Below are 14,660 nucleotides of genomic sequence, written 5' to 3' on the forward strand. Positions count from 1 at the left end.
AATTTAGGCCAGATTGTCCTTTATACTTTTCCCACTATGGCGCAGCATGATAGCGTAACTGTACATGATACACGCCATTCCTGTATTTACGGGTGTAGGTACCGGTAATATGATGGTAAGCCGCCGAGCCACCGGTAATCGGGAAATCATGATCCGGAGCAATGGTATCGCCGGGAGTTAAATTAAATACACCGGTAGCAGCAATGCTGCCATCAGGAAACTGGAAGACGGTGGTAGTCACGCAGTCGTATTGGCCACTATGCCCGTTTAGATACATGCTGGAAAATACATCCTGGGTAATGGAACGGCTGCTGTCGCTCCCATGACAGATGGCCAGCGCCTGTTCAATAAATCCATTGTATACACCAACCGTGGTTTGCTGATGGTTATACAGGGTGTCAAACTGTTTCTGGATATCCGTTTGCCGGTACGTGAGCGAAACAACGGTTTCACTTGAATGCCCGGGCTGTTTACAGGCGAAGCACAACAGCGCCATCATGCAGGTAAAAAGAATGGTTTTCATAGTATTGGCTATTGATGAGTATTCCCCTTAAATTAAGATATTTTTCATCACGGAATACAAATTCAATATCGCTTTTATTAGCCGGGGAAAGCCTGACAGACCGTATCAGCACTTTAATTAAACAGCGGTCACAGAAAACGTTGTTGGATCAATTCCATGAAAGCAGCCCTGAACTTATCACTCAGCGGAATGCTTTTACCTGCAATAAATACGTGATTGTCCTGGATCTTATCAATCCGCCCAGTGTTCACGATGTAGGAATTATGTACCCTGATAAAAGGAGGACCCAGCTGTTCTGCAATATCTTTCAGGCGTTTATATACCAGCGTTTCACCCTTAATGGTCACCACCCGTACATACTCCTTTTCTCCTTCAAAGTATAATAACTCCGGTAAACGGATCTGCTGCCATGTTTTACCGGATTTTACAAAGAAGTAATCAGCGTCTGTTTGTTGCGCCGGTGTATCCGGCAAACGGGAATGGCTCAACGCTGTTTCTATTTTTTGCCGGGCTGCCAGGAAACGCTTCAGCGTAATAGGTTTCAGCAGGTAGTCGATGGTCTGGAAATTATAGCTGGCAGCGGCATACGCTGTATATGCAGTAGTAAATACAATTTTTAAATCCGGTGGTAATAAGCCCGCCAGCTCCATGCCATCCAGTTTGGGCATGTTGATATCCAGGAAGATCAGGTCGGCTTTATTGGTTTTCAGAAAAGCCAGGGCCTCCAATGCGTTATAGCATTTTGCCAGCAGTTGCCAGTCGGTCGTTTGTTGTATATGCAGCTCCAGCAGGTTGACTGCGTTGGGTTCATCATCTACTATGATACATTTCAAACTCATATGGGAACAGATAAAAAGGCGGTGAAATGAGTCGCTGACTTGTCCGTCTGCAACGTATAGTTGTTACCGTATAACAGTGTTAGCCGCTTCCGCAGATTATCAATACCGGAGCCATGGCTATGGGCAGCGGTATCTTCCGGCAAACTGTTCTGTGTAGAGAAAAGCAACCGGTTATCCTGTTGTGTCAGCGAAATATTGATGACGTTATGCATACTGGTTTTATCAATGCCGTGCTTGAAAATATTTTCTACAAAGGTCATCAGCAACATAGGAGGAATACTGCCGCCTTCTGATACCTCACGGGTGAAGTGAAGCGTTATTTCATGCCGGATGCGGATCTTCTCCAGGGCGATATAGTTCTCCAGGAAATTTATTTCAGCAGATAAAAATACCAGGTCTTTCGGGCTTTCATCTACAAAATATCGCATGATTTCAGACAAACGTTCTATCAACACCGCCGTACGCGGTGCTTCCCGGTACGCTTCGTAATAGATGTTATTTAACGTATTAAACAGGAAATGTGGCTGCACCTGTGATTTCAGGAGGTTCAGTTCCGTTTTTGCATTTTGCAGCACCAGCGCAGCGGCCTGTTGTTTCAGCGAAAAATATACGATGGCCATCCTGAAAATAAAGCTGAGCAAAAACAGTAATGGTATTCCTGCCAGGTACCGCAGCAGGATGGGGAATGTTATCGGCTTGGGCATGGTGGTAAACCAGGTGTTATAGATCCAGACCGACAGGTATGCGCGAATTAATCCTGTTACCAGTAAGAATAACAATACCGCAAAAATATACCCCACTATGCGACCCTTCAAATATAACTTCGGATACAGCCAGCTAATATTGCCATAGATGATGACTACATAAAAGAGCCCGTTCATGGAGGAAAAAACGGCGGCTTGTTTAAAGCCGTCTTCCGGTAACATCGAAAAGAACATCATTAAAAGCATAATCAGCCACAGTAGCCATTGCAGACGGGTGCTCGTTGTCATCTCCCTGAAAAATTGCATACCTCAATTTACGAAGGTTTTGAACTTATCCCGCAGGGGGGCGCTTTTAAATAATCGCCCGGCCCCCATTATTCAACGAATGACGGTGACAGTTCAACCGCTTTAGGGATATTTTCAACCATTGCCAGGTTGTGCCCGGAAAAGGCAACTATTTAAAATATAGCGGTGGTCATTGAATGTATTTTCAGGTGTCCCGAAAACAGGAAAACTTTGATACCGGTTCATCACCTATGCTTCCATTTAGGGATCATCCTTCTTTATTATTCAACTTAAAATCCCAACAAGTATGTATCTCAAGTCCTGTAAACGAATATTTTTACCGGCAGTTATTGCGTGTTTGCTGATTACTTCTTCCGTTACAGCGCAAACGGATACGGTAGATCAGCAACATCATCGGCTGAACACCAGCTTCCTGAAGCCAGGCGTAAAACAATACCTGGTGTATTTCCAAAGCCCTGCACATGCCAATAAACTGAACGTAAGTTTGTGGGTGCGTGAAATTGAAAAGACCAGCAGGAATAATGAACCCGTATTCCGGATTACGCAGCATTGGTATAGTGAAGATACCGCCCGGTATGCGGTATTCAGCTCCGTTAACACCGTAGCGGACTTTTCTCCCTTATACCATGCAGAAACCAGGGGTACGATGCAGAAGGCCTATAACTGGTCCCAAACCGGCATTACAGGCGATAACGCCCCCGATAATAAGGCGGCAGATTTTAAACTCGCTTTTGAACGCCCTAATTATAACTGGCACCTGGACATAGAAACATTTGAAATGCTGGCCCTGGCAGCCGGCAAAACCTTCGTGATCAACTTTTACGACGCGGGGCTGGAGCCTCCAAAATACGTGATGTATAAGGTAACCGGTAGTGAAGTATTACAAACGCTGAATGGTCAGCAAACAGACTGTTGGAAATTATTTACAGAAGGAGACGCCCCGATGGGACATTATACCCAGATTTTCTGGATCAGCAAGTCCGGTCATGAGTTACTGAAGGAAGAAGATAGTTTTGGTGGCATGTACCGGTACAAAGTGAAGCTCCCCGGATTAGCCCCCTACCTGGAAGAACGATTTGTGCAAGCGAAATAAAACAAGGATGATAAGCCGTACAAACAGTATCATGCCTGTTTGTACGGCCCATCCCGATAAAGCCGGTTTACCTGTTTCAAACTTTCCCGGCATTCCACAGCCATTACCAACCTACTCCAACAGGTGCGCCCGCTTCTTCTGCCAATAGCTTATAGGGATACTGTTTTTTAAATATCCTGTGCTGCCATCAAACTTTTCCTCTCTGAAACCGTTATAAGGCAGTACACCGGAGAGAAGCATACTCCGGCACACAGGCATCATACATTTCAGCATCATTAAAAGGCAGAAAAAATGGACATCCAACAGTTTGAAGATAAAGGACTGGCGCATTACTCTTATGCTATTTACAGCGAAAAAGTCAATGAAATCATTTTGATAGATCCCTCCCGGGACGTAGCGCCTTACCTGGACTATGCAACCTCATTGAATGCAAAAATTGTCGCGGTGATTGAAACGCATCCGCATGCCGATTTTATCAGCGGTCACCTGGAATTGCACCAGATTACCGGCGCGAAGATCTATTGCTCCCAGCTGGTGGGTGCTGCCTATCTGCATACCGGCTTTGATGAAGGAGATAAAATTATGTTGGGAGATATCACGCTCAAAGCATTGAATACACCCGGCCATTCGCCGGATAGTATCAGTATTGTGCTGTCCTATGCTGGAGAAGACAGGGTGGTATTCACGGGAGATACTTTGTTTATTGGTGATTGCGGCCGGCCGGATCTGCGGGAGAATGCGGGTAATGTTACTGCCGGCAGGGAAGCATTGGCGCGTATGATGTATCATTCTCTCCGGGAAAAATTAATGGTGCTGGACGATGATGTGCTGGTATACCCTGCACATGGCGCCGGTACACTTTGTGGCAAGTCGCTCAGCGAGGAAGACAGCAGCACCATTGCAGCAGAAAAAGTAAGCAACTGGAGTCTGGATGAGTTGACAGAAACCGAATTTGTAAAAGAGCTGCTATCCATGCAGCCATTTATTCCAAAATATTTCCCCTACGATGTAGACATCAACAGAACCGGGGCTGCGCCGCTCGAAATCTCTCTGTCAAAGGTGCCGGTTATTTCCGGAGTGCCTGTGTTTGATGCAGGAACGATGATCATTGATACCCGGCCGGAAGTCATTTTTAAACAGGGACATCTGCCCGGTGCGGTGAATCTGCAGGACGGTGTTAAGTTCGAAACATGGCTGGGGAGTATAGTGGCTCCCGGAGAACCTTTTTACCTGCTGGCAGGAGAGGAGACCGTTTTGCAAAGCGTGATCAGGAAGACCGCCAAAATTGGCTATGAATCATTTATAAAAGGGGCCGCGGTGTATACTGGCGGATCTGAACAAATAGATGCTATACCCCTGGAGGACTTCAGGGTACATCCGGAAAATTATACCATTGTAGACGTACGCATGGCCACAGAAGCGGCGGAGTACAAAATTTTCGATTCCGCCATATCGATTCCACTGGATGAATTACGGGAACGTACCAACGAAATTCCGGTAAGCCGGCCCGTAGTAGTACATTGTGCCGGTGGCTACCGTAGTGCCGCGGGTAGCAGTATCATTGCCGCTGCGCTGAAAGACCAGGTGAAAACATATGACCTGGGTAATGCGGTCAAACAGTTTGAGCCTTAAATAACAGCGCTGTGCCGCGGTTGTTTGTGCGCCAGGTGCTGTACGCCCCAATCATACAGGGGCATCACCACCGCTACCAGGGAATGCCCCTGGGCGGTAAGTGTATATTCCACTCTGGGCGGAATCTCCGCAAATATTTCACGGGTGAGTAGTTCATCCTGCTCCAGCTCCCGCAGCTGATTGGCCAGCATCTTGCGGCTGATACCCGGTAATTGCTTTTCCAGCAGGCTAAACCGGTTAACGCCCTGTGTAATCAGATGGAGGATCATCGGCTTCCATTTGCCGCCTATAATATTTAGTGTAAGTGCCATCGGGCATAGCGCCGGTGGATATATTAAAACCGGGGACATCTCTTTTTTCATATTCCTTTCATTTTAAAGCAGGTAACTATAAAAGTGGCTAAGTGAGTTTTTGGTTACCTATGGGTGCTTCCACCGATTAGCAACAACTTTGTAGAAATTTATACGATGAAACCACTACAAAGAACCACTTTTTTTACGGCCCTGCTGTTATTACTAACTGCTGTTCATCACGTTTACGGCGCTATTATCTATCATACCCACTGGCGGTTGCATGTCCTGTTTGTAGCCATACCGGTTATGTTACTGGTATACCTGCTGGACCGGCTGTTGCGGAAGTATCCGGATAGTAATCCGCTTTTGGTATGCTATCTGTTTTCGGTGCTCTTGTTTCCTTTGCTGATCATTGGTTTATACGAGGGCGTATATAATCACCTGGTTAAAAATATTGTTTTTTTAGTAACCGGTAACAATTCTTTTTTCCGGCTGTTGTTTCCGCCACCGGTTTATGAATTACCAGGTGATTTCTGGTTTGAGGCCACCGGTATATTACAGGCATTGCTCTTTTATCCGCTGTTAATGAGTATTAGTAAGATGATAAAATCAGCGGTCCATTACCGGAAACAAATCATATAGCAATTGTTGTCGCATAATACCCCGTACTTTGCCTTGTTTGCACCCCTTACTATTGATGAAATGATGGTAGATTTACAGGGGCGTCTTTATTGAACAGGCCGCTGCGGCTTGTATTCTTCACCAGAAAAATATTTTTTATGTTCAGGAACACAAAAGCATACAGTGGGTTTTCTGTAAATAATCTGCAACAGACAAAAGATTTCTATCAGCAAAAATTGGGATTGGAAGTGGAAGGAAACGGGGAGTATATGCTGACCTTAAAAATTGCCGGTGGTAACAATATACTGATCTATCTGAAACCGGATCATACCCCTGCTACTTTTACCATTCTTAATTTTCCCGTGAGTAATGTGGAAGAGGCAGTAGATAAGCTGACGGCGGCAGGTGTTAAATTTTTACAGTATGAGGGAGCCATCAAAACAGATGCAAAAGGTATTCACCGCGGAGATAGTGATCCTACTGTCGCCTGGTTTGCAGACCCCGCTGGTAACATACTTTCCGTTGTTAGCCAGTAAGGAGGAGAAAGTTAGTACACGTTATAATGCCGGTGTGTATKATACACACCGGCATTATTATTTTATTTTTTTTCAAATATAATTTTTTACATTCAGGCCGTTATCATGTGAATGTATCATGTTTGTGACATGCCCATAACCTGTATTCTTTACAACCTCATACTTTAAACATCAAAAAACAATGAACAAGACAATTTTATTTTCTGCTGCCATGGCGGTAACAATTGGATTTGCATCCTGTGGCGGTGGCAGTAAACCCGCTAATGACAGTACTGCGACATCAGCTTCCAAAGTAGCATTGAAAGATGATAAGCTCAGTAGTTTTATGCTGGGAGGTATTTATTTTATAAACGGCTACGGTGGTCAGGAAGAAGTAAGCAAAAGGATCACAGGTGATGACAAACAAGCCATCATTGATGGCTACAAAGGAATACTCGAATTTCCTTTTCAAACGGATGATGCAGCGGGTGCGCAAGGCATGCTCAAAGATGCCTGGGGTATCACAGATAAAGCTACGCTGTTGAAAAGCCTGGAAGAACTGACAGCAGGAGACGCTAAAAATCCGCATCGCGCCTGGGACTACGCGCGTCTCGTCAATAATGCCTGCATGGGTTATGCTGCAGGTTATATAGGAAAACCGGAAGCGGAAAAATATATCAGCGCTACTTTGCCGCTGGCCCGCAAAGATTTTAAAACATGGGATGATTACTTTGCAGACTGGCTCGCTGGTCGTAAAGTATGGGGCGGCGATGAAAGTCATACCAAAGAATTTGAAGACCTGACCAAAACGATCACCAAAGGAGATAATAATATTTACCAGATATTACCGCTGAACTAAGCGTTATTTTTTTATGAAGAAGGTTGTACTGCGTCTGGTGGTACAACCTTTTTTAGTAATTTCAAGGCTCGTCTCTTACCTGAAGCATCATGCATACTTATACCACTGCCAGTCTGTTGTTATTATCCGGCTGTATGGCCTGTCATCAGTCTGTGAATAACATGTCCGCCGCTACAACGGGGGAAGGGCTCCAAAATAAAGATAGTGCTATCTCCGGGGAAATCATGAGTGCTCCTCCGCCTTCACCGAAAGTAATTATATACGACCTGGATCAGGACAATAAACCAGACACTATCCGTTTGGCCACCACGGGAAAGAATGGAAACTTTTATTGTGTAGATGAAGTTACTTTTTCCCTGACACGGGGAGGAAAAAAGATTTTTTCGGATGGCTGCTGGGGCCAGGTAGATAGTAGTTTTCAGAGGATGAACAATAATGCGGTGGCATCTGCCGAGGTTTTTATCTACAAAAAAAAGAAGCAAACCTGGGTGCTGATTTTTGGAGAAAGGAATGCTTCCTCTACTGAACCAACGGCAGTTATACGCATTGAGGATAGTCAGCCTGAAATGATCCTGCATACAGAAATAGATTTCCCCGTAGCCGTAGGGGACGACAATGCACAGCACCAGGTACTTTTGATAGGTAAGGGGGTATCAGAGAGAGAGGGTGGTGACGATAGCCTGCATACAACTATATTTAGCTATGATCCTTACTATGTATATAACCTGGAAGAAAATGGAAAGATTGATAGCATAGCCATGGAACAATACAATCGTACCCATTATGTGTGGGCGGGCTGGGGGCCGGCATCGGATGCACGGGTGATGGTTGATGAGGGTGGCAGGCGACAGTTAATAAGGAAATAAAAGTGGGTTCGCTTAGTTTTTCCTACTTTTGTCCGCTAAATAAGGAAAATTTATGGCTACTAAGATTACAGTTAACAACAATGGTTCACTTAAAATAGAAGGTGAGTTTGAAATCGTGGACAAAAACGGCAACAACTACGATCTGGGTGGTCGGGAAGCAGTAAGCATCTGCCGTTGCGGTTTATCTGCCAACAAACCTTTTTGTGATGGTTCTCACAAAGGTCATTTCGAGCATGAAGCGGTAGCATTTGCGCTGCCTCCTAAAAAATAGTGAATAGCAACGATACTTACAGGCTCAGGGAAGCGGTTACAACCGGCTGCTCTGAGCCTGTTCTCATTTTAATGCACTCCATCTGATATGGTCGAAATAGCCACTTTTGCACCTGTTTTTGCAAGGTAAATAATTGCACTTTTGTGAGATATTAATAGCCAGAGACATATGGATATCCGTTTTTTCCAGGTAGACGCATTTACGAATCAGCCTTTCAAAGGCAACCAGGCGGGCGTATGCCTGCTGGAAAGCATGCCGGACGATGCTACACTCGCCGCCATCGCCGCAGAAAATAACCTCGCCGAAACCGCGTTCCTGCTACCGGAGCAGGACGGATATCGTTTGCGCTGGTTTTCTCCATTGGTAGAAATTCCGCTCTGCGGACACGCTACCCTGGCCAGCGCGCATGTACTATGGGAAGCCGGGCTGGTGCCTCCGGAGGCAACCATTCAATTTTATACGCTGAGTGGTGTGCTGACAGCCAGCCGCGGTGGCGACTGGATAGAACTGGATTTTCCTGCCAGGGACAGTGAATCGGCTGTTTTGCCGGATCTGTGGCAACCCATGTTTACACAAACAATCGTGAATGTGGCGTATAGCGTAGACCGTTATATTGTGGAATTAGCATCCGACAAAGCAGTAGCTGATTTTAAACCCGACCGGCAATTATTGCTGGCCCATAAATGTATCATTACTGCCAGGGCCTCAGCTGGCTCCCCGTACGATTTTACTTCCCGCTTTTTTGCAGGTCCCATAGGCATAGACGAAGATCCGGTGACAGGCTCCGCACACTGCAGTCTCGCTCCTTACTGGGCCGAACGCCTTCATAAAAATGATTTCTTCGCCTACCAGGCATCTGCACGTGGTGGTGAACTGAAAGTGGTGTTGCAGGGTGACAGAGTATTGCTGAAGGGAGAAGCGATCACCGTGATTGAAGGGATTTTCCGTATATAATTTTTGACTACCATAAAACCCAACACATGAGTCAGTACGAATTATTTAAAGACCTGCATTACCAAAACACCCCATTGTTGTTAGGCAATGCCTGGAATGTAGCCAGTGCCCGGATCCTGGAGGATAATGGCATTACTGCTATCGGCACTTCCAGTTCTGCTATCGCCGATACCCTGGGTTATAAAGATGGAGAACAGATTCCTTTTGCAGAATTGCTTTTTATCATCGAAAAAATAGCCCGTCATATTAAGGTGCCATTATCAGCAGATATAGAAAGAGGATACAGTAGTGATCCGGCAGTGGTGGTACAACATATTGAGCAGTTACATGATATCGGTGTGGTAGGCATTAACCTGGAAGATTCTGTGATGGCGGACAGCCTTGTTTTAGCACCAATAGAAGCGTTCAGCCGCAAGCTCAGTTTCATCAGAAATGAACTTTCCCGAAAAAATATTCCCCTGTTTATCAATGCCAGGATAGATACTTTTTTGCTGAATGTGCCGGACCGGCTCAATGAAACTTTCGCACGCATCAAAGCATTTGAAGCAGCAGGCGCCGATAGTATTTTTGTGCCTTTCATCCGTGAATTATCTGATATCAGCCAGGTAACTGCCGCTACTGCTTTACCGGTGAATGTGTTATCTATGCCGGAGCTGCCTTCCTTTACTGCATTGGCCGAAGCGGGTGTGAAAAGAATCAGCATGGGAGGTAGTGTATACCGGTCCGTGAATGATCATCTTAAAAAGGTAGTACACGATATTGCAGTGGCAGGATCATTTGCAGGCGTGTTTCAATAAGGGCAGGAGGGATGCTTCTTTCAGCATCAGGAGTAGTTTAACAAATGGTCAACGCATCCCGTGCGTTTTTGGGCACGCTCTCCGGGGCGTGCTTCACCTTTTAAATATCCAGTAGCCCAGCACCAGCCATAAGAGCCCTTTTATGAGGAAGAAAAGGAATCCCCAGAAGCCAATTCTTTTGAGCCACTTAATAATTTTTTCTTTCCTGTTATTATTTGCCATCATAACAAAACGAAATTACAAATTTTTCGGTTAGATAAATGTATCTTAACCGGCTAATATATATTCCTGCTTATGAAATTATTGTTATGGTCAGTGACCATCCTGGTTACGCTGAGCCACTCCCTGACAGCACAACAGCTGGGCCGTTCCCCCAACAGAGCCAATAATACCGGCAGCACAGATATCAGCGATAAACCCGCCATCAAATGGCAGTTTAAAACCGGAGGAAAAGTAGTGTCTTCCCCGGTGATCAACGGGCATTATCTTTTTATCGGTGCAGCAGATTCCTGTATGTATGCGCTCGACCGCAACAATGGGAAGCAATACTGGAAATTTAAAACCAACGGAGCGGTAAATGCTACTGTGGCCTGCGATAGTACTGCAGTATTTTTTATGAGTGAAGATGGCAACTTTTATGCACTCGACATGCATACCGGTAAACTGCAATGGACCTTCAAAACAAAAGGAGAGCACGCCACCGATCCCTGGGACTATTTTCTATCTTCTGCTACGGTACATCAGGGTATTGTATATGTAGGCAGTACAGACGGTCACATCTATGCATTAAATGCCCGCACCGGCAAGCTGCAATGGAAATATCTCACCGGTGGCGCCGTACATGCGGCACCTACTATAGCTGAAAATATTATCCTGGCCGGCAGCTTTGATGGCTTCTTTTATGCACTGAACACGGATGGTTCACTGCGCTGGAAATTTGATACTATGGGAGAAAGATATTTTCCGGTGGGAGAAGTACAGTTTCATGCGGTAGTGGCAGACAGCTGTGTTTATTTCTGTGCGCGTGACTATAATGTATATGCGCTGCACCTTCGCACCGGCAAAGGATTATGGGTATATCATGAACCGGGTAGCTGGACCAGCGTGCCCAGTCTGGCTGGCAAGCGTCTGCTGGTATCTACTTCCGACACTCACCGTGCCCTTGCCTTTGGGGCTGCCTATGGCAAACTGCAATGGCAGGCGCCTGTACGTTTGAATGTTTTCAGCAGTATCACATCAACTAACGACTACGGCTATATGGGAAGTCTGGATGGTAAAATTCAGAAGATGAGCCTGCGCACTGGTGAAAGCGTATCTATTTTCCAAACTGCTGCCAGCAAACAGCAGGAGGCCCGCTTTTTTAATCCGGCTACCAATGAATTATTCCCTGACCTGATGGCCAGGTATAAAGATGATTATAAAAAGATGTACGCCGACTTCCTGGACATGGGCAGCATCTTATCCACTCCCTGGCTGGAAGATGGGGTGCTCTTCTTCGGGAGTACCGATGGGAATGTATACGCATTGCAATAAGGAATTCCTAATTCGTAATTCCTAATTCGTAATTCCTTACTTTTGCGGTCTTTTAGCAATCATTTTTAAAGATGCGTGTAGCAGTTTCGAGCAATAAATTACTTTTTTCCGTGTTCCTGGGCCTTTGTGGCAGCGCTTCCGCGCAAAAGTGGACAGATAGTACCCTTATCACCCGCCATCTTGATGAGGTAATTGTACAGGAAAACAGGCTGGCAGCGCCAGTGAAGGCCATCAACCGCAATATTACCATCATTACCCGTAGGGAGATAGAAGCCATGCCGGTATCTTCTATTACAGAGGTGTTGTCATATGTACCGGGGCTGGATGTACGCCAGCGTGGACCGGAGGGCATCCAGGCGGATATAGGGATCGATGGTGGCACCTTCGACCAGACCCTGATCGTGCTGAACGGCGTAAAGATCACCGATCCGCAAACAGGCCATAATATGATGAATTTGCCGGTATCGCTGGTAGATATTGATCATATTGAGGTATTACGTGGCGCTGCGGCCCGTATTTACGGTATCAACGCCCTTAATGGGGCTATCAACATCGTGACCCGTAAAGCCACCGAAAGTGGCCTTATTATCAACGGTAGCGGTGGTAGCAGTTTTAAAAAGAATGAAAATAATAAACTGTATGACGCTTACAGTCTTGGTGCCAGCGGCGCCCTGGTAAAAGGCGGCAACAGCCAGTCTTTATCCATCAGCCGCAACCAGGGAAACGGATATCGTTATAACACCGCATACGACAACTATCGTGCGCTTTACCAGGCCGGCTTTAACAATGATCCCCTGCACCAGTACAATGTAATGGCAGGGTTCATCAACAATAACTATGGCGCCAACGGGTTCTATGCTCCTCCGGGAGATCTGAACTCGGAAGAAACGGTGAAGACTTTCCTGGCAGCTGTCAGCAATACTTCCCGTATTACCCGCAACTGGGTGATGACGCCCCGGATCAGTTATCGGTATACCAAAGATGATTACATCTACATAAAACCCAATAAGTACCGCAATCTGCATAACACCAATGTACTGGGAGCAGAACTGAATAATACCTTCACCACTGGCATCGGTACCTTTGGCGCCGGCGTGGAAGGACGGTATGAGCATATTAAAAGTACCAGCCTGGGTAACCACGACAGAACCAATCTGGGCCTGTCCGGTGAATACAAGTCAAAAGCAGACCGTCGTTTTACTTTCACCCTCGGCGGATATCTTAATTACAATTCTTTCTATGGCTGGCAATTCTTCCCGGGTGCGGACGTGGGCTTTAATATTACCCCGGATCTGAAACTCTATGCCAATGCCGGTACAGCACAACGGCTGCCTACCTATACCGACCTTTATTACAAAGGTCAGGGTATTATCGGCAATGAAAACCTGGGCCCTGAAAAGGCCAGCTATGGTGAAGTGGGTATCCGTAAATTCAGTGGTAAATTTTCCTACAGCGGTTCCATTTTCTACAGACAGATCAGCAACTTTATTGATTATGTAAAAGATACCGCAGGTGTGGCTAATCCGGCTACCATCAACTGGCAGCCACAGAATTTTCAGCGTGCAGATATGACCGGGTTCAGACTCAATGCCGGATATAATACCGCGCTGCAACCGCATTACGTGTTTAATAGTATCAGTGTAAATGCCGGCTATAACTATCTTTCTCCTTCTTTCAAAGGTGATGCCCTGTCTACAAAGATTTCGCGTTACGTCATTGAAAGTTTAAGGCATCAGTTTACCGCGAATGTGCGCACGGAGTTGTTGCAGCATTTCAGCGTTTCTGCTGCTGCACGTTATTGCATGCGTATTAACTATAAAGACTATACGCTGATAGATGCACGTATCGCGTATAAGCAATCACGTTACCAGATATACGCAGATGCCAGCAACCTGCTGGACGTGACTTACGTAGAAGCAGGAGCCGTGATGATGCCCGGCAGATGGGTGACAGTAGGAGCGAGCTTTAAGTTGTAACTTAGTTAATAACGTATAACAGATCAGGGGCTAAACACGAAGGTATTCGTGTTTAGCCCCTGATCTGTTATGTACCTTTTGCTTTTGAAATTTACTGCGTTATAATCCCTGCATTGATCAACCCCTTGCTATCTCCCCGTATAAACACCGTATAAATTTTTCCGGTTTCGAGCGTGATATTACTTAGCCCCGATTCCTGTACCGGCAAAGGTTCTGTTCCTTCGCCCGCACTCACCACCAGGGAAATCGTACCGGCGTTTACGTTAGTGAACGGAGCACTGTCATATGCGGATCCCTTGAGATTGCTGCCTCCGGCACTGCCGTAGGAGATATTGCTGTAAAGCGTGGTTTCCGTTCCATTCTGCCGGAGTTTTACACTCACGCCGGCGATGCCGGGAGCCAGATGCACAAAGCGTAATTTGGCTTTACCGGCAGGGGGGGCGGAGAGATCATCATAAAAAAGCAGCAGCGTATCTTTGGTAACATCATTTTTAGCAGGTGCTGCAAACACAGTATGGTAGTATCCTGCAATAGGACCGTTAGGACCTCCTGTAGCACTGTATGCGGCGCTGTTGCCAAATTGCCGCGATACTTTATAGGCAGTGCCATTGCCTTCCGTAAAGTTGATCTGTACATTACCAAAAGTAGTGGCAGCATAGGGTGATGCCGTACCTGGCAGCACTGCGGTGGTAGTCACCTTTTGTGTAAATGTCCAGAATTGTATGCCGGTATTTTGGGTGCGTGCATTGACGAAACGTATATTGGCAGACAGTGGTGGCCGGTCGCCTGCATTCACATCCAGGTAATCCGTTTTGTTGCAGGCGCTGAAAGCCAGTATGGTAAAGCTGCTCAGGAAGAAAGAAAGATTGTTTTTCATG

16 protein-coding genes are annotated in these 14,660 nt (G+C 46.0%); 11 read left to right on the top strand and 5 right to left on the bottom strand.

Annotated elements, in window-relative coordinates:
* Positions 1–34 precede the first annotated feature (34 nt).
* From AC1DCV_RS25250 to AC1DCV_RS25260, 3 genes are all read right to left on the bottom strand, one after another.
* On the bottom strand, positions 35–523 hold the full coding sequence (locus AC1DCV_RS25250; RefSeq protein ID WP_477025772.1) for a hypothetical protein: 489 nt from the start codon (positions 521–523) through the stop codon (positions 35–37).
* Between the two features lie 128 nt (positions 524–651).
* Entirely contained in the window at positions 652–1,362 is a 711-nt protein-coding gene (locus AC1DCV_RS25255) for a LytR/AlgR family response regulator transcription factor (RefSeq protein WP_477025773.1), read from the bottom strand.
* Positions 1,359–2,354, bottom strand: a complete 996-nt coding sequence (locus tag AC1DCV_RS25260; RefSeq protein ID WP_477025774.1) for a sensor histidine kinase — start codon at positions 2,352–2,354, stop codon at positions 1,359–1,361. Before AC1DCV_RS25260 ends, AC1DCV_RS25255 begins: the two co-directional genes overlap by 4 nt.
* Positions 2,355–2,658: 304 nt before the next feature.
* Here AC1DCV_RS25260 and AC1DCV_RS25265 point away from each other — a divergent pair, with 304 nt between their 5' ends.
* On the top strand, positions 2,659–3,465 hold the full coding sequence (locus tag AC1DCV_RS25265; protein ID WP_477025775.1) for a DUF3108 domain-containing protein: 807 nt from the start codon (positions 2,659–2,661) through the stop codon (positions 3,463–3,465).
* Between the two features lie 291 nt (positions 3,466–3,756).
* Positions 3,757–5,097 carry an MBL fold metallo-hydrolase gene (locus tag AC1DCV_RS25270; RefSeq protein WP_477025776.1) on the top strand — a complete coding sequence of 447 codons (1,341 nt, stop codon included), beginning with the start codon at positions 3,757–3,759 and terminating at the stop codon, positions 5,095–5,097.
* Here the strand turns inward: AC1DCV_RS25270 and AC1DCV_RS25275 are convergent.
* Positions 5,094–5,459 carry a winged helix-turn-helix transcriptional regulator gene (locus AC1DCV_RS25275; protein WP_477025777.1) on the bottom strand — a complete coding sequence of 122 codons (366 nt, stop codon included), beginning with the start codon at positions 5,457–5,459 and terminating at the stop codon, positions 5,094–5,096. The genes AC1DCV_RS25270 and AC1DCV_RS25275 overlap by 4 nt on opposite strands.
* Positions 5,460–5,564: 105 nt before the next feature.
* Here AC1DCV_RS25275 and AC1DCV_RS25280 point away from each other — a divergent pair, with 105 nt between their 5' ends.
* The 9 genes from AC1DCV_RS25280 to AC1DCV_RS25320 all read left to right on the top strand — a co-directional run bounded on the left by AC1DCV_RS25280 (position 5,565) and on the right by AC1DCV_RS25320 (position 13,782).
* On the top strand, positions 5,565–6,032 hold the full coding sequence (locus tag AC1DCV_RS25280; protein WP_477025778.1) for a hypothetical protein: 468 nt from the start codon (positions 5,565–5,567) through the stop codon (positions 6,030–6,032).
* 137 nt (positions 6,033–6,169) lie between these two features.
* Entirely contained in the window at positions 6,170–6,547 is a 378-nt protein-coding gene (locus AC1DCV_RS25285) for a VOC family protein (protein WP_477025779.1), read from the top strand.
* A 181-nt stretch (positions 6,548–6,728) separates the two neighbouring features.
* Positions 6,729–7,385 (top strand): DUF1266 domain-containing protein, encoded by a 657-nt coding sequence (locus AC1DCV_RS25290; protein WP_477025780.1) that lies wholly within the window; start codon positions 6,729–6,731, stop codon positions 7,383–7,385.
* 89 nt (positions 7,386–7,474) lie between these two features.
* Entirely contained in the window at positions 7,475–8,251 is a 777-nt protein-coding gene (locus AC1DCV_RS25295; RefSeq protein WP_477025781.1) for a hypothetical protein, read from the top strand.
* Positions 8,252–8,303: 52 nt separating this feature from the next.
* On the top strand, positions 8,304–8,522 hold the full coding sequence (locus AC1DCV_RS25300) for a CDGSH iron-sulfur domain-containing protein (protein ID WP_079467539.1): 219 nt from the start codon (positions 8,304–8,306) through the stop codon (positions 8,520–8,522).
* 168 nt (positions 8,523–8,690) lie between these two features.
* Entirely contained in the window at positions 8,691–9,476 is a 786-nt protein-coding gene (locus AC1DCV_RS25305; RefSeq protein ID WP_477025782.1) for a PhzF family phenazine biosynthesis protein, read from the top strand.
* 26 nt (positions 9,477–9,502) lie between these two features.
* The gene (locus AC1DCV_RS25310) at positions 9,503–10,273 is read left to right on the top strand and encodes an isocitrate lyase/PEP mutase family protein (protein ID WP_477025783.1); all 771 of its coding nucleotides are present in this window, start codon (positions 9,503–9,505) and stop codon (positions 10,271–10,273) included.
* Between the two features lie 294 nt (positions 10,274–10,567).
* Positions 10,568–11,806: an outer membrane protein assembly factor BamB family protein gene (locus AC1DCV_RS25315; protein ID WP_477025784.1), complete on the top strand. Its 1,239-nt coding sequence runs from the start codon at positions 10,568–10,570 to the stop codon at positions 11,804–11,806.
* A 71-nt stretch (positions 11,807–11,877) separates the two neighbouring features.
* Positions 11,878–13,782, top strand: a complete 1,905-nt coding sequence (locus tag AC1DCV_RS25320) for a TonB-dependent receptor plug domain-containing protein (protein WP_477025785.1) — start codon at positions 11,878–11,880, stop codon at positions 13,780–13,782.
* Positions 13,783–13,873: 91 nt separating this feature from the next.
* Here the strand turns inward: AC1DCV_RS25320 and AC1DCV_RS25325 are convergent, their stop codons facing one another.
* On the bottom strand, positions 13,874–14,659 hold the full coding sequence (locus AC1DCV_RS25325; protein WP_477025786.1) for a DUF4397 domain-containing protein: 786 nt from the start codon (positions 14,657–14,659) through the stop codon (positions 13,874–13,876).
* Position 14,660: the final 1 nt, after the last annotated feature.

It is taken from the genome of Chitinophaga sp. 10T418 (assembly GCF_056394125.1).